Raw genomic sequence first — 24,904 nt, 5'->3', positions numbered from 1 at the left:
TAGTTAAGTACCCGCTTACGCCGGTACTTGAAGTTGTTTATGAATATGCGTTAGCGCCATGTCTAGCACATCTTCAATGTTTATATTGGTTGTATCGATAACCAATGCGCCTTCAGCAGGCACCAAAGGAGCGACACTACGATTCATATCGCGGTCGTCACGCTCTTTAATCTCAGCCAAAAGCTGATCTATATTAACATCGAAGCCCTTGTCCTGCAACTGATTATAGCGTCTTTGCGCCCTTTCTTCCGCTGTTGCGGTTAAATAAAGTTTCGCTGGCGTAGCGGGAAATACAACGGTTCCCATATCACGGCCATCAGCAATTAAACCTGGTGCTTCGGCAAAAGCACGCTGACGACGCAGTAACGCTTCCCTCACTCGAGGAAACGCCGCTACTTTAGACGCCGCATTAGAGCATTCTTGACTACGTATCGTCAGTGACACGTCTTCACCCTCTAAAACGACTTTAATTCCTTTATTTTCATTTCCAGTTACAAATTGCACATCTAAATGCGCGGCTAGTAAAGTTAATGATTCTTCATTATCTAGTTCTACATTATGGTGAATAGCAGCTAAGGCTAATACACGGTAGATCGCACCACTATCGAGTAACTTGAAGCCTAAACGCTCAGCAAGTAACTGACTAATAGTACCTTTTCCCGCACCGCTTGGGCCGTCAACAGTGACAACAGGCGCCCTTTCTGACATAAAATCCTCCACAAGAAATTCCATCTTCCTTGATATAACCGAAAAATGAGCGCGCGCATTATAAACCATGTAACTTGAGAAAGCGGCAAAAACTTCAAATATTCGGGAGTTTGGTTCAGCAAGCAGTCAGGTTACGTGGGCGCAACCTGACTTATATCACAGCTTAAGGATGAGTATTGTTATTGGGCGAGCGCTTTGAATTGATTGAAATAATCTGGAAATGTTTTTGACGTACATTCAGGATCATTGATGGTGATGCCGCAATCAGCAAAAGCCATCATAGAAAAACACATCGCCATACGGTGATCATTATAGGTATCGATTGCCGCAGTGTTGAGTACTTCAGGCGGCGTCACGCTAATGTAGTCGTGCCCTTCATCAACAATAGCACCGACTTTACGCAGTTCAGTTGCCATTGCAGCAAGACGGTCCGTCTCTTTTATGCGCCAGTTATAGATATTGCGAATATGGGTGGTGCCGGTTGCAAATAGTGCCGCTGTTGCAATGGTCATCGCTGCATCTGGAATATGATTCATGTCTAGATCAACAGCGGTTAACTTTGCTTGGCGAGCAATAATGTAATCATCGCCCCACTCTATTTCTGCGCCCATTTGTTCAAGCACATCGGCAAATTTAACATCGCCTTGGATAGATAGCTTACCAACGCCAGTTACTTTTACCTCGCCGCCTTTAATCGCACCTGCCGCAAGGAAATAAGAGGCAGACGAAGCATCACCTTCAACTAGAACCTTGCCCGGCGATACATAGCGCTGACCCGCTTTAATGACAAAAGCCGCGTAATCATGGTTTTCAACCGTCACACCAAACTGTGCCATTAACGCCAAGGTAATATCAATATAAGGCTTGGAGACGAGCTCACCCTTAATTTTGATGTTAACGTCACCTTGCGCCAGTGGTGCCACCATTAAAAGGGCTGTTAAGAATTGGCTAGATAAGTCACCAGCGATTTCTACATCACCACCGTTTAAGCCCGTTGCGGTAATTTTTAGCGGTGGAAAACCTTCATTTTTGAGATAATCGACTTCAGCGCCAAGTTGGCGTAGAGCATCAACTAAATCGCCAATTGGACGCTCTTCCATACGTGGCTCACCTGTAAGCGTGAACTCGCCTTGGCCAAGTGTTAATGCAGCACATAAAGGGCGCATAGCTGTTCCAGCATTGCCTAAAAATAATGTTTGCGCATCACTGGCATTTAACGTCCCTGCTAAGCCTTCTAACTCACATACTGTGTTGTTATCAGTAAGCTTATAATTAACGCCAAGCTGCTTTAATGATGCCAACATATAACGAATATCGTCTGAGTCGAGCAAATTGGTCAGTGTCGTGGTGCCCTCGGCGAGGGTAGCTAATAATAAAGCGCGATTTGAAATACTTTTCGAACCAGGAATATTAATCGTACCTGATACTTTTTCGATCGGCTCTAAACGTAATTGATTCATTGCGTACTTCTTATTATTGCTGCAGGAGTCAAACTCGCCTGCGGGTTAACAGTAGATGTTCATGCTAAATGGCTTTAATTAATTGAGTTATCAATACCCAAAAACATGGGAGTTAGCGGCATCACGACAAAATGCCAGCCATTTTTGCGTTTGTTTGAACTTCGTAACTATAAAATTACTCATTGAGCGGCAGGATTCAACACTTTTTTGCAAAAATACCCCTTTAATAATCAAATTATACTCAAGTAGCGAAAATGATAAGTTAATCAGGTCCTATTCACCTACCTGTTGCTTGCGATATGTTATTGTGGCATTTTTAATTTCCAAAAGAATTCACATTAAAAATTGCCGACAAACCTGTTCTTTCCAATGGCGAATACGTTACTCTAAGTTAATAAAGATAAACGGCTAATCAATAGCTGAAAACAAAGAAGGTAACCACTGCCATGTTCAACAAATTGACCGCTATGCCGGCGGACCCTATCTTAGGCTTGCTAACAAAATACCGTGAAGATACGCATTCTCAGAAAGTGGACTTAGGAGTTGGGGTCTATAAAGATGAGTCGGGCCATACACCTATTCTTGACTGTGTTAAAAAAGCGGAAAAGTTTAGATTAGACACAGAGTCAACTAAAGTTTACATAGGTCCAACAGGATCACCAGACTTTAATCGCTTAATGTCAGAGCTTGCTTTTGGTATCGATAACCCTGCCTTATTGGCCAACCGAGTACGCACAGTATCAACGCCTGGCGGTACCGGCGCCCTTCGTGTTGCAGCAGACTTTATTAAGCGCTGCAATCCAAATGCTGTGCTTTGGGTAAGCGACCCAACCTGGGCTAACCATACAGGTTTATTTGAAGCAGCAGGGATCACCGTAAAAACCTACCCTTATTATGACTACGACACTAAAACGCTGAAATTCGCCGAAATGAAAGCGGCACTGTCAAACGTCAGTTCAGACGATGTCGTGCTGCTACACGCTTGCTGTCACAACCCAAGCGGCATGGACTTAACCACAGCGCAATGGGACGAGATTATTGCGCTTACAGTTGAGCAAGGCTTTACCCCGCTTATTGATATGGCGTACCAAGGTTTTGGAGACGGTGTTGATGAAGACGCCTATGGCGTGCGCAAGATGGCTGCTGTAGTCAATAACATGATTTTATGTAGCTCATGCTCGAAGAACTTTGGCTTATACCGTGAGCGGATTGGGGCTTGTACCATTATTGGTAGTGATCCGTCTCGTGCAGATATTGCATTCTCGGTACTGCTTTATGTCGTGCGCTGTATTTATTCTATGCCGCCAGCCCATGGCGCTGCGATTGTTGAAACGATTTTAGGATCAGAAGAGCTAAAGCAACAATGGCTTGACGAGTTAACTGTGATGCGCGAGCGTATTAACGGTAACCGTGCAATGTTGGTTAATAAACTCAAGCAAAAAGGCGTACAGCGTAATTTTGACTTTATTGCACAGCAAAAAGGCATGTTCTCGTTCCTTGGGATCACACCAGATCAAGTTGCGGAACTGCAGGAGCACTATAGTGTCTATATGGTTGACTCTAGCCGTATTAGTATTGCCGGCATTGGCACGGGTAATGTGGATTACTTAGCGGAGTCTATCGCTAAAGTGATTTCGTAACGTCAGCATCAGCAATGATATCAAGGACTTGCACACAAGCATTATCTGCTAAAGCAAGTAACAATAAAAAGCCGATAATATTGTCATTATCGGCTTTTTTAATATCAGCAGATATTAACTATTTTCTGCAGCGAATTGCTTCATAAAGCTCACTAACGCATCAACACCTTCGATAGGCATAGCGTTGTAAAGACTCGCGCGCATTCCGCCAACACTGCGGTGGCCTTTAAGTGCAACTAATCCAGCCGCTTTAGCTTGCTCTAAAAACAATCCATCTAACCCTTCATTGGCTAATTGGAATGTTACGTTCATTCGACTGCGGTTTTGCTTTGCTACGCCACTCACATAAAAATCAAGCTCATCGATGCATTGGTAAAGGCGCTGCGCCTTTTTAATGTTAGCCTGTTCCATTTGTGTGACACCACCGCTTGCTTTAAGCCAGCTAAAGACTTCTGCTGCTAGGTACCAAGCAAAGGTTGGCGGCGTGTTATACATAGAGTCATTTTTTACCGCTAGACGGTAATCCATAATCGATGATTGTGGCAAACTTGGCAGTGCCAGCAGATCATCACGGACAATCACAATACTTAGACCTGATGGACCAATGTTCTTTTGAGCGCCCGCATAAATCAATCCAAACTGACTGACATCGATATTACGCGATAAAATATTTGAAGACATATCGGCGACTACTGGCCAAGGACTATTTAAGTTTTCAAAGATCTCGATACCATCAACGGTCTCATTCGGGCAATAATGAACATAACGGTAATCTTTATCAATTACACTTAAATCAGGCAAACAAACCTGCTTTACACCGTCAACTAAGTCAACAATGTTGAGGGTGTCAACATTGTTTTCGCCAGCAAGCGTTATCGCTTCTTCTACTGCCGCTTGGGACCAACTGCCATCAACAAGGTATAGCGCCTTACCATCATTACCTAGAAAGTTATTTACTACGGCAGAAAACTGCCCTCGTCCACCGCCATGCATAAAAAGCACATGGTAATTAGAGGGTATCGACATGAGCTGACGTAGATCTGACTCTGCTTGTTCGGTTAACGCGATAAATTCTTTACTACGATGACTCACTTCCATTACGGAAACACCTTGGCCATTCCAGTCTAGTAATTCTTTCTGAGCCTTTTGCATTACAGCTTGAGGCAACATCGCAGGGCCTGCACAGAAATTAAAAATCGCGCTCACAGTATTATCCTTCTATCGTTATTAGTAGATACATTAGGTTAATTGTATTCTTGCTAGCAGTATATCCTAACTACATGATGGCTAACATGAAAAAATTAATAGAATGTTCTTCACCATCATCATGGTTAATAAGGTGTTTTTATTTACATTTTGGCGACTGTTTTTGCTAAACTTTGACGCTACGCATTTTTAAACCAATATTGAGTAAATTACAGGCTTAAGACTAAGGATTGTGATGATGCTTTTAACATTGTTTACCGCGTTTAGGATCGATAATACTAAAACAGACCGTTTTAACGGCAATTGGATTTATACATGTTTGTAAAACCTATGTTTGTTATTGGCACGATAGCCATTAGCGTAACGTTTCCGGCAGATAATGCCTTTGCCGGGCAATCTCAGTTTTCTCCGCTTGCAGACAACTTCAAACAGCGCTTCCATAAAGAATTAAAGAAGAACAAGGTGCCAGGTGGCGCATTTGTTATTGTCGATACAGATAAAATTATCAAGCTAAGTAGTTATGGCAAACGCACGAAAGGCGGTAGTCAAAATATTAATGGCAATACAGTTTTTAGGCTTGCGTCAGTATCAAAAACCTTTGCAGGCACACTTGCCTCAATGTTAGTCGATGAGGGCAAACTCGACTGGCAACAACCTATTGTGGGTTACTTACCTGAGTTTTCCTTAGCAAGTGAGCAACCAACAAAGCAGATTAATCTCGGGCATATCATTGGCCATAGCACAGGACTGATGCCCAATAGCTATGACAACTTAGTTAACAGCAATGTAAAAATGGACAAGATTATTGGTAAATTTGATGAGCTGACGCCAATTTGCAAGCCTGGTGTGTGTTATGGCTATCAAAACGTCGCATTCTCGTTTATTCAAAATGCTATCGAACAACAATCAAACCAGAGCTATGAAAATCTCATAAATGAGCGGATCTTTTCACCTCTAAAAATGGACACGGCTTCGGTTGGCTTTGAGGCTTTTCAACAAACTAAAAACCGCGCTGAGCCACATGTTAAAACTAAACATGGATTTAAGCAGGTCAAGGTAAAACCTAACTACTATCAACTCGCACCTGCTGCAGGTGTTAATGCCAGTATTAACGACATGTCTAAATGGCTCATTGCAAACTTAGGTCAAAACCCTGATGTACTGCCTCAAAGCGTAATTTACGACGTCACAACACCAGGCGTAAAGACAACTCGAGAACTTCGAAGAAGAGACTGGCGTACTTACCTTGATAGTGCACACTATGGTAAGGGCTGGCGAGTATATGAGTTTAATGGACGCCCATTAATTTATCACGCTGGTTGGGTTGCAGGTTATGTTGCAGAAATCTCTTACTCTCCTGAACTCAATATTGGTATGGCAATGCTACTCAATGGCGAATCTCGAGTCATTGCACAGTTAAGCTCAACGTTCTGGCGTGACGCATTTAAACAAGCAGAAAAGCTCGGGATGTAAACCAGTGTTTTAGCACTAAAGCTTAAAATAGCCACCAATTAAAGGGTGGCTTTTTTATCTTAGTCTTTCAAAGGTAACTCTGGTCTCAACGAGAAATATTTGTAGGAAGGCTATTCCTATTGAAGCGATCGCAAGTTTATTGGCTCTAATGTTAATTTATAAATAAATCAAATAATTGCCGTAAAGCTTATTGGAAACTACGATAAGTGTTTTCATATGCTTTTTCATAAAGAAAAAAAGGATGCCTATGGCATCCTTTTTTATAAGACTAACTAATCAACTTTTTAGTTGTAATTAATCTTCTGTCTTAGGCGTGTCAGCACTTTCCGCTTGCGCGTCTTCAGTCGCTACATGACCTTCAGTTTCAACAGTCGTTTCAGTGATGATTGGATTACCGTCTTCATCAAGTTCTACTTCTGGAGCCTGAATTTCGTCGATACGCTGCAAACCGACTACTTTCTCATCTGCTGCTGTACGAATAATCGTTACACCTTGTGTATTACGACCAATCGTAGATACACCTTCAGCTGGTGTACGTACTAGCGTGCCCTTGTTACTAATCAGCATGATTTCATCATTAGAGCCTACTTGTACTGCGCCTACGACGGCACCGTTACGTTCACTCACTTTAATAGAAACCACACCTTTAGTACCACGGCTCTTAGCTGGGTACTCAGAAAGGTCTGTACGCTTACCGTAACCGTTTTCTGTCACTGTTAAGATAGCGCCATCGCCCTTAGGCACGATTAGCGACACAACAGTTTGACCATCTTCAAGCTTGATACCACGCACACCCGTTGCTGTACGGCCCATGGCACGTAATGCAACAACTTCTTCGCCTGTTTCTGGGTCAATCTTCACTTCGCCAGTTTCAGAGCTACGTGCTTTCTCGTTAAAGCGAACCACTTTACCTTCGTTCGAGAACAACATGATATCGTCATTACCATCGGTAATATCAACACCAATTAACTGGTCACCGTCTTTCAGGTTAACCGCAATAATGCCGTTTGCACGTGGGTTGCTGTATGCAGTTAGTGCTGTTTTCTTAACCGTACCGTGTGATGTTGCCATGATAATGTACTTATCTTCAGCATATTCACGTACAGGTAAAATCGCAGTGATGCGCTCCCCTTCAGCAAGTGGTAACAGGTTAACAATTGGACGACCACGCGCTGTGCGACTTGCCAATGGTAACTGGTACACTTTAAGCCAGTACATCTTACCAAAGTCAGAGAAACACAAGATGGTGTCATGGGTGTTAGCAACCAATAGCTTTTCAACGAAATCTTCGTCTTTTACTTTAGTTGCTGCTTTACCCTTACCACCACGACGCTGCGCTTGGTAATCAGACAATACTTGGTACTTAGCGTAACCAAGGTGCGACAATGTCACTACCACATCTTCTTCGTTAATCAAGTCTTCAAGACTCATATCAACTTCGTTAGCGTTAATGACAGTGCGACGCTCGTCACCAAAGTTTGTTAGAACTTCTTCAAGCTCTTCTTTAATCACTTCCATCAAACGCTGTGGGCTACCCAAGATATGTAGTAGTTCAGCAATGATTTGTAGAAGCTCTTCGTATTCAGCAATAATCTTATCGTGTTCTAGACCCGTTAAACGGTGTAGACGAAGTTCAAGAATCGCTTGTGCTTGCTGCTCAGTTAAGAAGTATTGACCGTCACGGATACCGTATTCTGGCTCTAACCACTCAGGGCGTGCTGCGTCATCACCTGCTTTTTCAAGCATGCCTTTAACGTGGCCTAGTTCCCAACCTTGTGCAATAAGCTTTACTTTTGCTTCAGCAGGGGTTGGAGAGGCTTTAATCAATGCAATAATTGGATCGATGTTAGCCAGTGCCACAGCTAATGCTTCAAGAATATGAGCACGTTCGCGCGCTTTACGCAGTTCAAATACGGTACGACGAGTCACAACTTCACGACGGTGAAGAATAAAGCACTCTAGCATCTCTTTTAGATTAAATAGTTTTGGCTGACCATTCGTCAGAGCAACCATGTTAATACCAAAAGAGCACTGCATTTGCGTTTGTGCGTATAGGTTGTTCAGTACAACTTCACCCACTTCGCCACGCTTGATCTCAACAACAATACGCATACCGTCTTTGTCAGACTCGTCACGTAAGCCGCTAATGCCTTCGATCTTTTTATCTTTAACTAGCTCGGCGATCTTTTCAATCAGACGCGCTTTGTTAACTTGATATGGAATTTCATGAACGATAATACGTTCACGACCATTTTCTTCCTCAATGTCAGCGCGAGCACGCATAACTGCACGGCCACGACCGGTCTTATACGCATCAATAATGCCCTTACGGCCGTTAATGATTGCTGCAGTTGGGAAGTCAGGACCTGGGATGTATTCCATTAACTGTTCAATAGAAAGCGCAGGTTCTTCAATCAGCGCTAAACAACCAGCAATCACTTCACTTAAGTTATGTGGAGGAATGTTTGTTGCCATACCAACAGCAATACCTGACGAACCATTCACTAGTAAGGTAGGAATGCGGGTCGGTAATACTGCAGGAATAAATTCAGTACCATCGTAGTTAGGTACAAAATCGACAGTTTCTTTTTCTAAGTCAGCTAATAATTGGTGCGCAACCTTGTCCATACGGATTTCGGTATAACGCATAGCAGCCGCTGCATCACCGTCAACAGAACCGAAGTTACCTTGACCGTCGATTAACGGGTAGCGCATTGAGAATGGCTGAGCCAAACGTACGATAGTGTCATAAACCGCTGTATCACCATGTGGGTGATATTTACCGATTACGTCACCAACAACACGAGCAGACTTTTTATAAGGCTTGTTCCAGTCATTTTTCAATTCGCTCATGGCGAATAGTACGCGGCGGTGCACCGGCTTTAAACCGTCACGAACGTCCGGTAGTGCACGGCCAACAATTACGCTCATTGCGTAATCTAAATATGAATTTTTTAATTCGTCTTCAATATTAATTGGTGTTATAGATGAAGCCAGATCAGTCATAAACTGCTCGATCCCCTGAAATTTAGCGCGCCATTCCTATTTCCTAGAATAGCTATGCTTGAAAACGTGATTTGGCATTCTAACACAGTTATTTGATGGCGCTAGACCCAAATTTAGATTCATTTTAAATAAGCCAAAAAAGGCTATTCACTTGATTAAAATCAAGGCACAGGAACATTAATTGTCCAGTTTGTTCAATAAGTAACAAACAGCCTCATAACTGCTTTGTTTCTTAGCGCTAATGTTTATAATGTGGAAAAAGACGGATTTGTCGCTCAGAGGTAATTTAAGTGCAAACACAGAATAATGTCGATCCACAAGAGATCGCGAAGTTTGAAAAAATGGCTGCCACGTGGTGGGATCCAAATGGCGAATTTAAACCGCTGCATAACTTAAATCCACTACGCCTTAACTATATTGACCAAACTGCTGGCGGTATATTTGGCAAACAAGTATTAGATGTTGGTTGCGGTGGCGGTATTTTGTCGGAGAGCATGGCAAAAATTGGCGCTAATGTAACAGGTCTAGACATGGGTGACGAACCACTAGATGTCGCAAGACTGCACGCTCTAGAAGCTGGTGTTAATATCAATTATGTTAAAAACACCGCAGAAGCGCATAGAGATGAACATCGTGGTCAATATGATGTCGTGACTTGTATGGAAATGCTTGAGCATGTTCCCGACCCTAGTTCAGTCATTCAAGCCTGTGCAGATATGGTTAAGCCCGGTGGTTATGTTTTCTTTTCAACCATCAATCGTAATGTTCGTGCTTATATAGAGACAATTCTTGGCGCTGAATACTTATTGAAGATGTTGCCGGTTGGAACCCACGATCATAATAAATTCATTAAACCTTCTGAATTAATTGGTCTTGCTGATCAAGCCGAGCTTTTTTGTAAAGACGCTGTGGGTATCACTTACAATCCAATTACAGATATCTTCCGCTATACCAAGAGCCTAGAAGTAAATTACATGATAGCTACAGTTAAACATGACTAAGGCTTATCAAATCAAAGGCGTGCTATTCGATCTCGATGGCACGCTGGCTGATACCGCACCTGATATGGTCGCAGCGCTGAATATGACGCTGAAAAGCCATGGTTATGATCCAGCTGCGTTTGAGCAGTTAAGAGCTAGCGCGTCCCATGGCAGCATTGCCATGATAAAAACGGCCCTACCTGACGTTGATGAAGCATTAATTCCTCAGTTACAACAGTCACTATTTAGTGATTATGAGCAAATTAACGGCGATAATTGTCAGCTATTTCCTGGATTGAACGACATTTTAGCGCAATTAACTCAGCGCGCTATTCCTTATGGCGTCATCACTAATAAACCCGCTCGTTTCACTCGACCATTATTAAACCGGCTTGGTTTAACAGCAAAGATGCCCGCTATTGTCAGCGGCGATACCACCCTGCACTCAAAACCGCATACCGCCCCCATGTTTTTAGGCGCACAGCAACTTAATATTTCACCGGAGCATATCCTTTATTTAGGCGATGCTGAACGTGATTTAGTTGCAGCCAAAGCTGCCGGAATGGTGTCGGGGTTAGTTGAGTGGGGCTATATTGGCGACAATGATAATACAGCTGATTGGCCAGCAGATATTCGATTCAAAAACAGTGATGCGTTAAAACATTTTTTATTAGATAACTAAATGGCACTGTTGTTGAGTAGCAAGGTTAAATCTAATGTTTAGATTGCAACTTTTCTAATACTAAAGTGCACAGAAGATCGTTTTTGATCGTTCAAGGAAAATGCGATCTAGACGATCTTTTTATTTGCTCATTTATTCTCCATGCAAAAGGAAATCAAATCAAAACAAGCTTTAACGGTTAGCCATTACTAACACTTAAGATTATCCTCAAGATATCCACAACTTGTCCCCCAAATTCACACTTGCAAAAATCAGCGAACCTCACTATCTTGTAGCTATTAAATCTAAAAACACCATATATTGTGTGTGAGAGACTTAAACAGGCACTATTCAGTCGTTTGTGTCAACAAAAAGGAACTCTCCGTTTTTACGGTTAAAAACTGTTTGTTTACAGGGAAACGTACGGTGAACCTGAACAGGTCACTTTCATAAATATAAAAACCAAGGTCTATCTTTAATGAATAGCAATATGACAGTCACAAAGCGTAGTGGCGAACGTGAGACGATCGATCTCGATAAAATCCATCGCGTTATTGAATGGGCGGCAAAGGGGTTAAATAACGTCTCAGTATCTGAAGTAGAACTGCGTTCTCATCTGCAGTTTTTCGACGGCATTGCTACCGAAGCTATCCATGAGACTATCATTAAAGCCGCTGCTGACTTAATTTCTCCGGAATCTCCAGATTACCAGTTTTTGTCTGCGCGCCTAGCTGTTTTCCATTTACGTAAAAAAGCCTTTGGTCAGTTTGAACCGCCAAAGCTTTACGATCATGTGGTTAAACTAGTAGAACTTGGTAAATACGATCAGCATATTCTAGAAGACTACACCCAAGAAGAGATTGATATCCTAGATAGCTATATCGATCACTGGCGTGATATGAACTTCTCTTATGCAGCTGTTAAGCAACTAGAAGGTAAGTATTTAGTTCAGAACCGTGTCACCCACGATATTTACGAAAGTGCCCAGTTCTTATATATTTTGGTTGCTGCTTGCCTATTTGCTAAGTATCCAAAAGATACACGCTTGAAGTACGTTAAAGACTTCTATGATGCAACGTCTACATTTAAGATCTCGCTACCAACACCAATCATGGCTGGCGTACGTACGCCTACTCGCCAGTTCAGCTCGTGTGTATTGATTGAGTGTGGTGACAGCTTAGACTCTATTAACGCGACGTCTTCGTCTATCGTTAAATACGTGTCACAACGTGCTGGTATCGGCGTCAATGCCGGTCGTATTCGCGCACTAGGTAGCCCTATTCGTGGCGGTGAAGCATTCCATACGGGTTGTTTGCCATTTTATAAGTATTTCCAAACGGCAGTTAAGTCTTGTTCACAAGGCGGCGTTCGTGGTGGTGCTGCGACTCTTTTCTACCCAATGTGGCATTTAGAAGTTGAGTCATTATTGGTACTGAAGAACAACCGTGGTGTTGATGACAACCGTATCCGTCACTTGGATTACGGTGTACAAATTAACAAAGTCATGTACCAGCGTTTAGTTCAAGGTGGCATGATAAGCTTATTCAGCCCATCAGACGTGCCAGGTATGTACGATGCATTCTTCGAAGATCAGGAAGAATTTGAGCGTCTATACCTTAAGTATGAAGCTGACCCGAGCATCCGCAAAAAGCAGATCAAAGCGGTTGAGTTATTCTCACTGATGATGCAAGAGCGCGCTTCTACAGGTCGTATCTACATTCAGAACGTGGATCACTGTAATACCCACAGCCCATTTGATTCTAAAATTGCACCGGTTCGTCAGTCTAACTTATGTCTTGAGATTGCGTTGCCAACTAAGCCGTTAAATAACATTAACGACCCAGATGGTGAAATTGCACTTTGTACACTATCAGCGCTTAACTTAGGTGCGATTAAGAAGCTTGAAGAGCTTGAACCATTAGCCGATTTAGCTGTGCGTGCGCTTGATAACTTACTTGATTATCAAGACTACCCAATCATCTCTGCTGAAAAAGCATCGATGAACCGTCGTACTTTAGGTATCGGCGTGATTAACTTTGCTAACTACTTAGCAAAAGAAGGTGTACGTTACTCTGATGGTTCAGCTAACGGCATTACCCATAAAACATTTGAAGCCATTCAATACTACCTATTGAAAGCGTCAATGAAGCTGGCTCAAGAGCAAGGCGCTTGCCCTGCTTTCCATGAGACAACTTATGCTAAAGGTATTTTGCCGATTGACACTTATAAGCGTGACTTAGACAAGATCTGTGATGAACCATTACACCTTGACTGGGAAACCTTGCGTGAAGAGATTAAGACCCACGGATTACGTAACTCAACGCTTTCAGCGTTAATGCCATCAGAGACTTCTTCACAGATCTCTAACGCAACAAACGGTATTGAGCCTCCACGTGGTTTGATCAGTGTTAAAGCGAGTAAAGATGGTCAGCTAAAGCAAGTGGTACCTGACTTTGAAAAATACCAGTACAGCTATGAGTTATTATGGCAAATGCCGAATAACGATGGTTATCTACAACTAGTTGGTTTAATGCAGAAGTTTGTCGATCAGTCGATTTCAGCAAACACCAACTATGACCCGACTCGCTTTGAGGGTGGTCGCGTACCAATGAAGGTACTGTTAAAAGACTTATTAACCGCTTATAAATATGGTGTGAAGACACTTTACTATCACAATACTCGTGATGGGGCTTCAGATAGTCATGACGATATCACTGCCATTGAGAAAGAAGATGACAGTTGCGCTGGCGGCGCATGTAAGATCTAACCCAAGATTTTAATCATTAGTATTAAACGTTAATTTAAGGGGGCGCTGCCCCCATTATCGGAAGATAGAAAAATGGCCTATTCAACATTTTGTCAAACTCCAAACAACGCAATGCTAGAGCCTATGTTTCTTGGGCAGTCAGTTAACGTAGCGCGTTATGATCAACAAAAATATGAAGTTTTTGAAAAGCTAATTGAAAAGCAACTTTCGTTCTTCTGGCGTCCAGAAGAAGTCGACGTTAGCCGCGATAAAATCGATTACGCTGCACTGCCTGAGCATGAAAAACATATCTTCATCTCAAACCTAAAGTATCAAACGCTACTTGATTCAATTCAAGGCCGTTCACCAAACGTAGCATTCTTGCCGCTGGTATCTCTGCCAGAGCTAGAAACTTGGATTGAGACTTGGTCTTTCTCTGAGACAATTCACTCACGTTCTTACACGCATATTATTCGTAATATCGTCAATGATCCTTCAATCGTATTTGATGATATCGTTGAAAATGAAGAGATCTTAAAGCGCGCAAGTGACATTGCTAACTACTACGATGACTTGATTAAACTAAGCCAAGCGTATCACCTACATGGTGAAGGCAATCATGAAATTGAAGGCGAAGTGGTTGAAGTCACTAAGCGTGAAATTAAGAAAGCACTTTATCTATGTATGGTGTCAGTGAACGTATTAGAAGCGATTCGTTTCTACGTCAGTTTTGCTTGTTCATTTGCCTTTGCAGAACGCAAGGTAATGGAAGGTAATGCAAAAATCATCCGCCTGATTGCACGTGATGAAGCATTGCACCTTAACAGCACCCAACATATCTTAAAGATTATGCACGCTGGCAAAGACGATCCAGAAATGGCTGAAATTGCGAAAGAGTGTGAGCAAACTGCCATTGATATTTTCGTTAAAGCCGCTGAGCAAGAAAAAGAGTGGGCTAAATACCTATTCAAAGATGGCTCAATGATTGGTCTAAACGAACATATTCTTTGCCAATACGTTGAGTACATTACTAACGAGCGTATGAAAGCGGTAAACTTCGCTTCGCCTTATGAAGAGAAAAGTAATCCGCTACCATGGATGAAGAACTGGTTAGAAAGTGATTCTGTACAAGTTGCACCGCAAGAAGTAGAAGTGTCTTCTTACCTTGTCGGCCAAATTGACTCTTCAATCGATGAAGATGAGTTCGCAGATTTTGACCTTTAAGCCCGTCAACTTTAGTCAAGCAAGCTTTAAGAAGGCTCCGATTGTGAGCCTTCAAGGCATGCCGGTGTTGCTGTTTAATCAGCAGCACCTGACATTGCTGGAAGCACTTGAGCAAAAGAAAGTGAAGATATTCTCCGAATGTCGCAGCGGCTTTTGCGGCCAATGTAAAACCAAACTCAAAAGCGGTAGTGTTGCTTATATTAAAGAGCCTTTAGTCGAACTAGAAGCCGATGAGTGCCTACCCTGCTGCTGCGTACCTGATGGTGACATTGATTTAGCGCTTTCTGCCGAAGGTGCTGAAGTTGTAGTGCGTGTAGCCACTCCCAAACCTGCTAATACACCAGCGATTAACAGCGAAGTGGTTTCTGCCAACACCACAGTACAAGGCTGAGCAATAAGTCCTCTCTAATTATTAGTTCAAGAATTTACATCTTAGGTTGCTAATCAAGCATACATTCAATTTTACATCCGCCATCTCAGGTGTGGCAGTCATAAAGTGTTCCTTTGTTTATGAATTTATTAGCTATTATGTTCAAAAGCAGTTTGATTGATTTGGCTTTTAAACACAAAAAGCTTTCAGGACTGAATTCCTTTCAATCTAAAACTAGCAGGTTAGAACTGACAATATTAACCAAGAATAATAGATTTAAAGCCCATTAATCGTTAATAGGCTTTAACCCAAGTGTCAAAAACAGGCTTAAAACTGAGTTGTTAAACCTCAGCTAAATATTGCTTTTATGTCGTCATGCTTACATGCTTAGTGACGACAATTCTTTAGGCTCTATTATTTAGCGAGCTTAATCGTATCGACATCGATTACCGTATAAGACCAGCCGCTATCGACCTCCCCCTGTAGGACGACTTTGGTTTCAGGCGTTGCTTTTACGCCATTCCAATCAGAATCGTCAATTTCAATGATGATTTCACCCGTATTGTCCTTAAATTTATATTCTTCGTTACCTAAGCCCGCAGTTATATAGCCGGTCAGTTGCACTAGAGTGTCGTCCTTTGCTTCTAAAGCAACAGCAACAGTCTTAACACTGACATTGCTCGGTCCAATAAAACCGCCCGCTTTTTCAGGACTCGATGTAGCAAAAACACTTGACGATGCAAGTAACAATCCAATTATTAATACGGCTCTTTTCATGACATTATTTCCTTAGTAGATAAATTCTCATGTCGACATTAGTCATTAATACTGTAGTACATACCGAGAAACCTTATTTGCAGAATAGCCAATTGATTGTGAAACAAGTGTGAGTTTATGTGTAAAGTTAAGCCAATAAAAAAACCTGCGAATGCATACAGCACTAGCAGGTTTCATTTAGCAGTTGTTTAAATTTTAAAGTGCAATCGCAAGCTCAGCACCTTGGCGAATGGCACGCTTAGCATCAAGTTCTGCGGCAACATCAACGCCACCGATTAAGTGAACCGGGATCCCTGTCGATTTCATTTCGTCAACAAGCTCAGTATTAGATACCTGCCCTGCACATAAAATCACATTATCAACATCTAGAATTTCGGCTTGTCCATCAACGCTAATATGTAGGCCTTGCTCATCAAACTTATCGTAACTCACACCAACTTTTGTGATGACTTGATGTTGCTTCAGCACTGAGCGATGGATCCACCCTGTGGTTTTTCCTAGCCCTTTACCTATTTTGGTGGTTTTACGTTGCAGTAGGTATACTTGGCGATGCTTTTCTTCTGGCAAAGGCTCTGTTAGGCCACCTGCCTCTTTGTACTCTTTATCGATACCCCATTGCTTTAGCCAACGGTCGAGATCAAGTGTCAAAGATTCTGACTCACAAAGATAATGCGCCATATCAAAACCAATACCGCCCGCACCAATTAACGCGACCTTTTGACCTATTTGTACTTCGCCATTGAGCACATTTTGATAATCGACGACTTTAGGGTTATCAAAGCCTGGCAAATCAATTGCTCTAGGTTTTACACCACTGGACATGACGATTTCATCAAACTTCTCATCACGCACAACGCTGGCATCTAGACGAGTATTTAATCGTAACTCGACCTTGTGTAGCTTAATTTGATTAAGGAAATAGCGAATGGTTTCATCAAATTCCTCTTTGCCCGGAATTTTACGCGCCAAATTGAACTGGCCACCAACTTCTGATTTAGCTTCAAACAACACCACCTCATGACCGCGACTCGCTGCATAAATAGAAAATGCCATACCAGCAGGACCCGCGCCCATTACGGCAATACGCTTTTTAGTGTTAGCTGGTGTAAAGTTAAGCTCTGTCTCGTAACATGCTCTAGGGTTTACCAAACAAGTCGCGCGTTTTAGCGCAAAGGTATGATCTAGACAGGCTTGATTACAACCAATACAGGTATTGATAAGCTCTGGAGTGTTAGCGGCGGCTTTATTGACAAAGTCTGGGTCGGCTAGGAAGGGTCTCGCCATCGACACCATGTCTGCCTGACCTGATGCGATAATATGCTCACCAATTTCAGGCGTATTAATACGATTGGTGGCGATAAGCGGGATCGACATTTCTTGCTTCAATCGCTCAGTAACCCAAGCAAATGCACCGCGGGGCACACTGGTTGAAATGGTCGGCACTCGCGCTTCGTGCCAGCCTATGCCCGTGTTTATAATCGTCACACCAGCTTGCTCTAACCATTTAGCAAGTTGTACCACTTCTTCCCAAGTTGAGCCGTTATCAACCAGATCAAGCATGGATAGTCTAAAGATAATGATAAAATCACTGCCGACCTTTTCACGGATACTGTTAACGATTTCAATTGGGAATTGGGCGCGATTCTTAAACTCTCCGCCCCACTTGTCATCACGTTTATTAGTACGCGAACTGATAAACTGGTTAATCAGATACCCTTCACTGCCCATGACCTCTACACCGTCATAACCGGCTTTCTTAGCCAGCGCGGCGCTGGTTGCATAATCTTTAATTGTGCCGTTAACTTGTCTTGCGGACATCGCTGACGGGGTAAATGGGGTGATAGGTGATTTGATCTTACTCGGTGCACTTGAGAAAGGGTGATAGCCGTAGCGGCCGGCGTGCAGTAGTTGCATGCATATTTTACCGCCAGCTTCATGCACAGCTTGGGTAACCTTAGTATGCTTTTTTACTTGCCAAGGAAAGCTTAGCTGACACGCATTAGGGGCTAAACGACCACGTAGATTTGGTGAGATGCCACCTGTAACAATAAGGCCTACACCACCAAGCGCTCGTTCTTTATAAAATGCTGCCAGTTTCTCAAAACCGTCCTTTTCTTCTTCCAAACCTGTATGCATTGATCCCATCAATACGCGGTTTTTTAACTGGGTAAACCCCAGATCTAAGGGTTCTAATAAATGCGGAAACGACATTCAAACATCCTTTTTAAACAAGTGATTTAATTCAGCATACCCTGTGTAAACAATAAGCTCAATAAGTGAATGAATAGATTCATTTACAATTGTGTTTTCCTTTCCTTTAAGATTTCAGTTAGCATTATCCTATCTAAGTGATAAAGGAGTGGCTAATGCCCACTAAACCCTCAATTTTTAAAAGGATGTTCCTACTAACCTGGAACACCATAAATGGTTTAAGAAAGCTTTTTCTTAATCTTATTTTCTTTGGTTTGATTGCCATTATCATTGTAAGTCTAGCGAGTGATGACACCATTCAAGTTGAAGATGGTTCTGCTTTAGTCTTAAACCTAGCTGGCGTGATTGTTGATCAAAAGCGTCAAGTCGACCCCATTGAAGCGGCAATGAATAGTGGTAGTGAAGCCGACGGTAGTGGAGAAATATTACTCTCTGATGTGCTTAGCGTTATTAATAACGCCACAGCCGACGACAGAATTAGCCAGATTGTGCTTGATTTAGCGCTACTTAATGGCACGGGTATGAGTAAATTGCAATCCATTGGTGATGCACTAGAAGCGTTTAAAGCTTCTGGTAAATCTGTAGTGGCCAATGGCGACTGGTATGGTCAAAATCAATATTTCCTTGCTAGCTTTGCTGATAAAATCTATCTAAACCCACAGGGTAGCGTACAAATTGAAGGGCTAAGTCGTTATCGCCTTTACTTTAAATCAGCATTTGAGAAGTTAAAGATCAATGCCCATGTTTTCCGCGTAGGTACCTTTAAGTCTGCAGTTGAGCCGTTTATTCGTGATGATATGTCTGATGCAGCAAAAGAAGCAAATCTGACATTACTCAATGATTTATGGCAAAGCTACGCTGATACCGTCGCAGTAAACCGCGGTATAAACAGTAACAGTCTTTCACTCAGCGCTGAGCAATACCTCGCAGAACTGGATAAAACCAACGGTCAAACTGCTGAGATGGCAGTTAACATGAAGTGGGTGGACGGATTAAAAACGGCTGAAGAGTTCAGATTAGCTATGGTTGATGCCGTAGGTAAATCCGCTGATGGTGAATCTTATAAACATGTCGATTTTTACAATTATCTGTCTGTAACGCAAACCCATCCTGTTCTTAGCTTAAATGACAAAGTCGGTATTGTTGTAGCTAAAGGTAACATCTTAAATGGTTCGCAACCTGCTGGCCAAATTGGCGGTGAAAGCACCTCTGAGCTTCTTAGGAAAGCACGTTTTGACGACTCGGTTAAAGCCGTTGTTCTGCGAGTTGATAGCCCAGGCGGTAGCGCATTTGCATCGGAGCAAATTAGACAGGAAGTATTAGCACTAAAAGCAGCCAATAAGCCGGTTGTAGTGAGTATGGGTAGCTATGCAGCATCAGGCGGTTACTGGATTTCTGCAAGTGCTGACTATATTTACGCTACACCAACGACGCTAACAGGCTCAATAGGTATTTTTGGCATGATTACAACCTTTGAAGACTCTTTAGCCAGCATTGGCGTTCACACTGATGGTGTAGGCACTTCTGACTGGGCCGGTTTCTCAGTCACTAAAGGTCTAACACCTCAAATACAAGCCGTTATTCAGCGTCATATCGAGCGTGGCTATCATGACTTTATCTCTCTTGTTGCCAATGAACGCGACATGACGTTAGAACAAGTCGATAATATCGCCCAAGGGCGAGTATGGACCGGCCGTAAAGCGCTTGAGCTTGGTTTGGTGGACGGCTTAGGTGAGCTACAAGATGCTGTGACTAAAGCTGCTCAAATGGCTTCTCTTGAGCAATATGATACAGATGTCATTGAAAGAGAGCTCACACCACAAGAGTTGTTTGTTCAAGAGATGTTTGCTTCAGCCGCAAGCTACATGCCGCAAACATTGAGTCAATCAACGGCTGTAGACGCATTAATCATGCAGTGGTCTGCGGTAGTGGACGAGTTTAAATCTTTTGATGACCCCAACGGTGTTTACTTATACTGCGATGCTTGTAACTACTAATTAATAATTTAATTAATCGTTTAGCCCAGTCTTCGACTGGGCTTTTTATTTTCAATAAAAATGTGATTGCCCTCCGCCAATCAATCGTTTCATGCATACCAATCGCAGATCCTTCGCAATATTACGCTTTGTCGCTGACGCCGAAGGCCCTTTGGGTATATAATCCGCCTATTGCGTTTTACCTAACAACGAACGCCTAAGCGCTATTACCTAAGAACTATCCCTAAGAACTAAAAGACAAATAAACATGACAAAACGTTCAATCTATGTAGCCTACACTGGCGGTACTATCGGTATGCAAAAAACCGATCATGGCTTTGCGCCTGTTGCCAACTTTCTAACCGGTTGCGTGCAAGCTATGCCAGAGTTTTACCATGATGAAATGCCAAACTTTGTCATTCACGAATATTCGCCACTGATTGATTCTGCCAACATGAAGCCCACGGATTGGCAAATGATTGCCGACGATATTAAAGCCAAATATGATCAATATGATGGTTTTGTGATTCTGCATGGTACTGACACCATGGCGTTTACCGCTGCGGCACTTTCTTTTATGTTACAAGGGTTGCAAAAGCCCGTTATTGTAACGGGTTCGCAAATCCCACTTGCTCAGCTTAGGTCTGATGGTCAAACCAACCTACTTAATGCCCTTTATATTGCAGCTAACTACCCTGTTGCTGAAGTTTGCTTATTCTTTAATAACAAACTGTTTCGTGGTAATCGCACCACTAAAGCACATGCCGATGGCTTTAATGCTTTTGCGTCGCCAAACTTCCCTCTGCTTTTAGAAGCGGGGATTAAAATTCGTTGGCATGCGGGGAAACGGGCCAAGTGGGATCCAAACGTTGAGCTAAAAGTTGCCAAGATTAGTCCTCAGCCGATTGGTGTTGTCACTCTCTACCCCGGTATAAATACCGAGATTTTCGCTAATATTCTACAGCAACCGGTAAAGGCATTAATCTTGCTCACTTTTGGTGTCGGTAATGCACCACAAACTCCTGAGTTACTCAAAACACTAAAAGATGCTCAAGAGCGTGGTATCGTGCTGATCAACCTAACGCAATGCATGCAAGGTCGAGTCAATATGGATGGCTATGCGACGGGGAATGCACTTGCAGAGGCAGGTGTAACCAGCGGTTACGACATGACAACAGAAGCGGCGTTGACTAAGCTGCACTATTTACTGTCTACAGATCTTTCACCAGACGAGATTCGAGCCGCAATGAAAACCTCAATTGCCGGTGAATTAACTACCGATTAGTGTCAATAGAAAGCAAAAAAATGCCCAAGCACTTGGCTTGGGCATTCTTATATTTAGCTGAATCTAACGATTAAAGCTCTTGCTCTTTAAACTCGGCAATCGATTCGCCTTTAAACTGCTTTTTAAGTTCTGACTTAGACAACTCGTTTACCTGACCTTGACTATTAATCGTAAAGTGGTCGGTTTGCTGCAAACGTCTAGCCTGATACAACATCACAACTTGTTGAGTCGATGCACGCTGCTCAGGCGTTAATACCGTGCCATCTTCCCACTTACCAAGCTCAACACCACTTAATAATCGCTGATAAACCTCATCAGGCATTTCATCAATCACTTTATTTATGTCGGTCATACTTTTTTCCGTTTATGCAGCACAATTTGCACCCGTGTGATTAAGTAGCCTACAAAACCAAGAGAAAATGCACCTATCGCCACATAGGAGCGAGCTCCTTCGGCAGGCTCCCCGCCCCAAAACCAAGCCACTACGCCACCAATAAACAGGGTCAGCGCTAAAAAACTCTGATTCATTAACTGGTTTGAACGCTTAATATGACTAATTACTTTAAGGCTTTCATTGTCCGCGGTGATGCTTGCTCTACAATGATTACACTCTTTAGCCATACTTGAGATACGTTTATTACAGCTAGGACAATTAACTAATGCCATTGGCTACCTCTTAGCTGATCCTAATTACTTATTTAAGTTTATCAACGACTGCATTCATTGCAATCAATGACGCTTCACCTAGATAAATACAACGCTCAGGTGACCAACCCGCCATTAGATCTGGCATATTGGCGTTATCTTTAAATGGCATTTCAAGGGTATTTGAAAGGCATCCAAATGTATGAGCAACCCAGTTAGAAGCAACGGTTAGATTTGCTTGACCTGGCTCATCTTTATCGTAACCAAACTTATCTTGGAAATCTGGGCTCGCCATCAGTAAAGCATCAACAAACGCTTGTTGGCGCGCTGAATCTTCTTTAGTAAAGGCAGGCACACCTTCACAACCGGCAAGGAACACGTATGGCAAGCCTTCATCACCGTGTACATCGTAAAACAGATCCACACCGGTTTCTTTCATCTTATTAACCACGTACAGAACTTCTGGGCTCTTCTCTAAAGAAGGTGTTTTCCACTCACGGTTAAGGTTGGTACCGACAGCATTAGTACGTAAATGTCCACGGGCACTGCCGTCTGGATTCATGTTCGGTACAATATAAAAGTTCGCTTTATCAAGCAGCGCTTTCGCCGTTGGGCAATCGCTATCAAGCAGGTTATTCATCAAGCCTTCAACTAACCACTCAGCCATGGTTTCACCTGGGTGCTGACGCGCAGAGATCCAGATGTTGGCTTTATCTTCATCGCCGTCACCGATTTTAACCAAGGTCATGTCACGACCATCTAGCGTTAACCCTAAATGTTCAAGGCTTACTTGCGGATGCACTTGAACAGCCGCTAGAAGATCTTGGTGACGTTCGTAGCTATAAGGGGCAAAGTAGGCAATTTGAATCGCGTCACAATCGAGGTCAACTTGAATCGATAGCTGACCATCTTTGTACTCAGTCGGTAGTCTAAACCAAGTCTGCCTATCGTAAGTTGCTACCGCTTGATAATCTTCCCAACCTTTTGTGTATGATGCTTTGTCAGCATTGACAATTTTTAGTGTGTACTGATTACCTACAACACCTTCAAGCTTAAAGTTAAACCATTGAAAAAACTCACCACCTTCATCAGGACGGATCGCTAACTGAACATCATCTTTGTTATCCAGGTTGATAACTTCAATATTGCCACTATCAAAATTCGCGGTAATGCGCATAACACTTCCTTTTTCTTTTAGCTTTAGGTTATGACTCTGTAAGTTTGACACTGCAAACAAGCCAACTGTCTTTCTTTGCGGTATAGAATAAACCAAAATGTGATAAGGAGCAGCTTAAACCCAACAAAAACCCTCAAATATCACTACATAAGCTAACTTCAGCCATGATTAAACACTAAGACAGAGCTTTACCAGCCTCCGGAAATTCCATACAATCGCAGCAATTCGTAAAAACAAGAGGGAAGCAATTCCCCTTGCTGTACCGCATTCGTTAAGGAACGGAGAAACTAATGACCCAAGCTAGACATTGTGAACTACTTATTCTGGGCTCAGGCCCTGCAGGCTACACAGCAGCAGTTTACGCTGCGCGCGCAAATTTAAAGCCTGTTTTGATCACAGGTATGCAGCAAGGTGGCCAGCTAACAACGACCACTGAAGTTGAAAACTGGCCTGGTGATGCTGAAGACCTAACAGGTCCAGCACTGATGGAGCGCATGCAAAAGCACGCTGAAAAGTTTGAAACTGAGATCATTTTTGATCACATCAACGAAGTGAACCTTAATGTGCGCCCTTTCCAACTGAAAGGCGACAATGGTGAATTCACTTGTGACTCGCTAATCATCTCTACAGGCGCTTCAGCGATGTACTTAGGTCTTGAGTCAGAAGAAGCATTTAAAGGTCGCGGTGTTTCAGCGTGCGCTACTTGTGATGGTTTCTTCTACCGCAACCAAAAGGTTGCTGTAATAGGTGGTGGTAATACAGCTGTTGAAGAAGCGCTTTACTTAAGTAACATTGCATCTGAAGTTCACCTTATTCACCGCCGTGATACATTCCGCAGTGAAAAAATCTTAACTAAGCGTCTTATGGATAAAGTTGAGAACGGTAATATCGTACTTCACTTAGACAACACGCTTGATGAAGTTGTTGGCGACCAAATGGGTGTAACCGGTCTTAAGATGAAGAGCACCAAAGATGGCGCTATTAACGAACTAGAAGTTGCTGGTGTTTTCATTGCTATTGGTCACAAGCCAAACACTTCTATGTTTGAAGGTCAGCTTGAAATGAACAATGGCTACATCAAAGTAGAAAGCGGCTTAAACGGCAATGCGACTCAAACGAGCATTAAAGGCGTATTTGCTGCTGGTGACGTAATGGATCAACATTACCGCCAAGCAATTACCTCTGCTGGTACCGGTTGTATGGCTGCATTGGATGCAGAGCGCTTCTTAGACGCTCAGTAATTCTTGATGTAGATTCGAAAAAGCCAACTATATGAGTTGGCTTTTTTTAATGCTGAAGTTCAAGCTAGAAAGCGACATTCAACATTACAAAGAATAGTGGACGTTCCCACAAAACCAA

19 protein-coding genes are annotated in these 24,904 nt (G+C 42.7%); 10 read left to right on the top strand and 9 right to left on the bottom strand.

Annotation, left to right across the window (positions count from 1 at the left end; genetic code table 11):
* Nucleotides 1-15: 15 nt before the first annotated feature.
* Both cmk and aroA read right to left on the bottom strand, forming a co-directional pair.
* Complete coding sequence (gene cmk / locus L2748_RS17775) at nucleotides 16-708, bottom strand: (d)CMP kinase (RefSeq protein WP_220782315.1); 693 nt, start codon at nucleotides 706-708, stop codon at nucleotides 16-18.
* 179 nt (nucleotides 709-887) lie between these two features.
* Nucleotides 888-2,168 (bottom strand): 3-phosphoshikimate 1-carboxyvinyltransferase, encoded by a 1,281-nt coding sequence (aroA, locus tag L2748_RS17770; RefSeq protein ID WP_220782314.1) that lies wholly within the window; start codon nucleotides 2,166-2,168, stop codon nucleotides 888-890.
* Nucleotides 2,169-2,614: 446 nt separating this feature from the next.
* Between aroA and L2748_RS17765 the strand changes: the two genes are divergently transcribed.
* Nucleotides 2,615-3,808 carry an amino acid aminotransferase gene (locus L2748_RS17765; RefSeq protein ID WP_220782313.1) on the top strand — a complete coding sequence of 398 codons (1,194 nt, stop codon included), beginning with the start codon at nucleotides 2,615-2,617 and terminating at the stop codon, nucleotides 3,806-3,808.
* A 114-nt stretch (nucleotides 3,809-3,922) separates the two neighbouring features.
* On the opposite strand, the gene serC is transcribed toward L2748_RS17765, so the two are convergent.
* Nucleotides 3,923-5,014: a 3-phosphoserine/phosphohydroxythreonine transaminase gene (serC, locus tag L2748_RS17760; RefSeq protein ID WP_220782312.1), complete on the bottom strand. Its 1,092-nt coding sequence runs from the start codon at nucleotides 5,012-5,014 to the stop codon at nucleotides 3,923-3,925.
* A 315-nt stretch (nucleotides 5,015-5,329) separates the two neighbouring features.
* On the opposite strand from serC, the gene L2748_RS17755 reads away from it, so the two are divergent.
* Entirely contained in the window at nucleotides 5,330-6,487 is a 1,158-nt protein-coding gene (locus L2748_RS17755; protein WP_220782311.1) for a serine hydrolase domain-containing protein, read from the top strand.
* Nucleotides 6,488-6,781: 294 nt separating this feature from the next.
* Here the strand turns inward: L2748_RS17755 and gyrA are convergent, their stop codons facing one another.
* Nucleotides 6,782-9,493 (bottom strand): DNA gyrase subunit A, encoded by a 2,712-nt coding sequence (gyrA, locus tag L2748_RS17750; protein WP_220782310.1) that lies wholly within the window; start codon nucleotides 9,491-9,493, stop codon nucleotides 6,782-6,784.
* Nucleotides 9,494-9,783: 290 nt separating this feature from the next.
* Here gyrA and ubiG point away from each other — a divergent pair, with 290 nt between their 5' ends.
* From ubiG to yfaE, 5 genes are all read left to right on the top strand, one after another.
* A complete protein-coding gene (ubiG, locus tag L2748_RS17745) occupies nucleotides 9,784-10,494 on the top strand; it encodes a bifunctional 2-polyprenyl-6-hydroxyphenol methylase/3-demethylubiquinol 3-O-methyltransferase UbiG (protein ID WP_220782309.1) in 711 nt (236 codons plus the stop codon).
* Nucleotides 10,487-11,155, top strand: a complete 669-nt coding sequence (locus L2748_RS17740) for an HAD family hydrolase (protein WP_220782308.1) — start codon at nucleotides 10,487-10,489, stop codon at nucleotides 11,153-11,155. Before ubiG ends, L2748_RS17740 begins: the two co-directional genes overlap by 8 nt.
* Before the next feature lie 457 nt (nucleotides 11,156-11,612).
* Complete coding sequence (gene nrdA / locus L2748_RS17735) at nucleotides 11,613-13,901, top strand: class 1a ribonucleoside-diphosphate reductase subunit alpha (protein WP_220782307.1); 2,289 nt, start codon at nucleotides 11,613-11,615, stop codon at nucleotides 13,899-13,901.
* A 72-nt stretch (nucleotides 13,902-13,973) separates the two neighbouring features.
* Complete coding sequence (gene nrdB, locus L2748_RS17730) at nucleotides 13,974-15,104, top strand: class Ia ribonucleoside-diphosphate reductase subunit beta (protein ID WP_220782306.1); 1,131 nt, start codon at nucleotides 13,974-13,976, stop codon at nucleotides 15,102-15,104.
* Nucleotides 15,073-15,495: a class I ribonucleotide reductase maintenance protein YfaE gene (gene yfaE / locus L2748_RS17725; protein WP_220782305.1), complete on the top strand. Its 423-nt coding sequence runs from the start codon at nucleotides 15,073-15,075 to the stop codon at nucleotides 15,493-15,495. The genes nrdB and yfaE overlap by 32 nt, the downstream gene beginning before the upstream one ends.
* Before the next feature lie 393 nt (nucleotides 15,496-15,888).
* Here the strand turns inward: yfaE and L2748_RS17720 are convergent, their stop codons facing one another.
* Together L2748_RS17720 and L2748_RS17715 are read right to left on the bottom strand one after the other, a co-directional pair.
* The gene (locus L2748_RS17720) at nucleotides 15,889-16,251 is read right to left on the bottom strand and encodes a NirD/YgiW/YdeI family stress tolerance protein (protein ID WP_220782304.1); all 363 of its coding nucleotides are present in this window, start codon (nucleotides 16,249-16,251) and stop codon (nucleotides 15,889-15,891) included.
* A 195-nt stretch (nucleotides 16,252-16,446) separates the two neighbouring features.
* Complete coding sequence (locus L2748_RS17715) at nucleotides 16,447-18,462, bottom strand: NADPH-dependent 2,4-dienoyl-CoA reductase (protein ID WP_220782303.1); 2,016 nt, start codon at nucleotides 18,460-18,462, stop codon at nucleotides 16,447-16,449.
* A gap of 155 nt (nucleotides 18,463-18,617) precedes the next feature.
* Here L2748_RS17715 and sppA point away from each other — a divergent pair, with 155 nt between their 5' ends.
* Together sppA and ansA are read left to right on the top strand one after the other, a co-directional pair.
* Nucleotides 18,618-20,459: a signal peptide peptidase SppA gene (gene sppA / locus L2748_RS17710; protein WP_220782302.1), complete on the top strand. Its 1,842-nt coding sequence runs from the start codon at nucleotides 18,618-18,620 to the stop codon at nucleotides 20,457-20,459.
* A 247-nt stretch (nucleotides 20,460-20,706) separates the two neighbouring features.
* On the top strand, nucleotides 20,707-21,723 hold the full coding sequence (gene ansA / locus L2748_RS17705) for an asparaginase (RefSeq protein ID WP_220782877.1): 1,017 nt from the start codon (nucleotides 20,707-20,709) through the stop codon (nucleotides 21,721-21,723).
* Between the two features lie 70 nt (nucleotides 21,724-21,793).
* Here ansA and L2748_RS17700 read toward each other — a convergent pair whose 3' ends face one another.
* From L2748_RS17700 to L2748_RS17690, 3 genes are read right to left on the bottom strand one after another with little or no spacing between them, the layout of a single operon-like run.
* Nucleotides 21,794-22,075 (bottom strand): YeaC family protein, encoded by a 282-nt coding sequence (locus L2748_RS17700; RefSeq protein WP_220782876.1) that lies wholly within the window; start codon nucleotides 22,073-22,075, stop codon nucleotides 21,794-21,796.
* A complete protein-coding gene (locus L2748_RS17695; protein ID WP_220782875.1) occupies nucleotides 22,072-22,389 on the bottom strand; it encodes a zinc ribbon domain-containing protein in 318 nt (105 codons plus the stop codon). The genes L2748_RS17700 and L2748_RS17695 overlap by 4 nt, the downstream gene beginning before the upstream one ends.
* 28 nt (nucleotides 22,390-22,417) lie before the next feature.
* Entirely contained in the window at nucleotides 22,418-23,545 is a 1,128-nt protein-coding gene (locus tag L2748_RS17690; RefSeq protein WP_220782874.1) for a M14 family metallopeptidase, read from the bottom strand.
* A gap of 290 nt (nucleotides 23,546-23,835) precedes the next feature.
* On the opposite strand from L2748_RS17690, the gene trxB reads away from it, so the two are divergent.
* The gene (gene trxB / locus L2748_RS17685) at nucleotides 23,836-24,786 is read left to right on the top strand and encodes a thioredoxin-disulfide reductase (protein ID WP_220782873.1); all 951 of its coding nucleotides are present in this window, start codon (nucleotides 23,836-23,838) and stop codon (nucleotides 24,784-24,786) included.
* The last annotated feature ends 118 nt before the right edge of the window (nucleotides 24,787-24,904 follow it).

This window comes from Shewanella sairae (genome assembly GCF_023283535.1).
Lineage (GTDB): Bacteria > Pseudomonadota > Gammaproteobacteria > Enterobacterales > Shewanellaceae > Shewanella > Shewanella sairae.
Note: the sequence above shows the minus strand (reverse complement) of the source record. Positions and strands in the feature narration are given on the sequence as shown.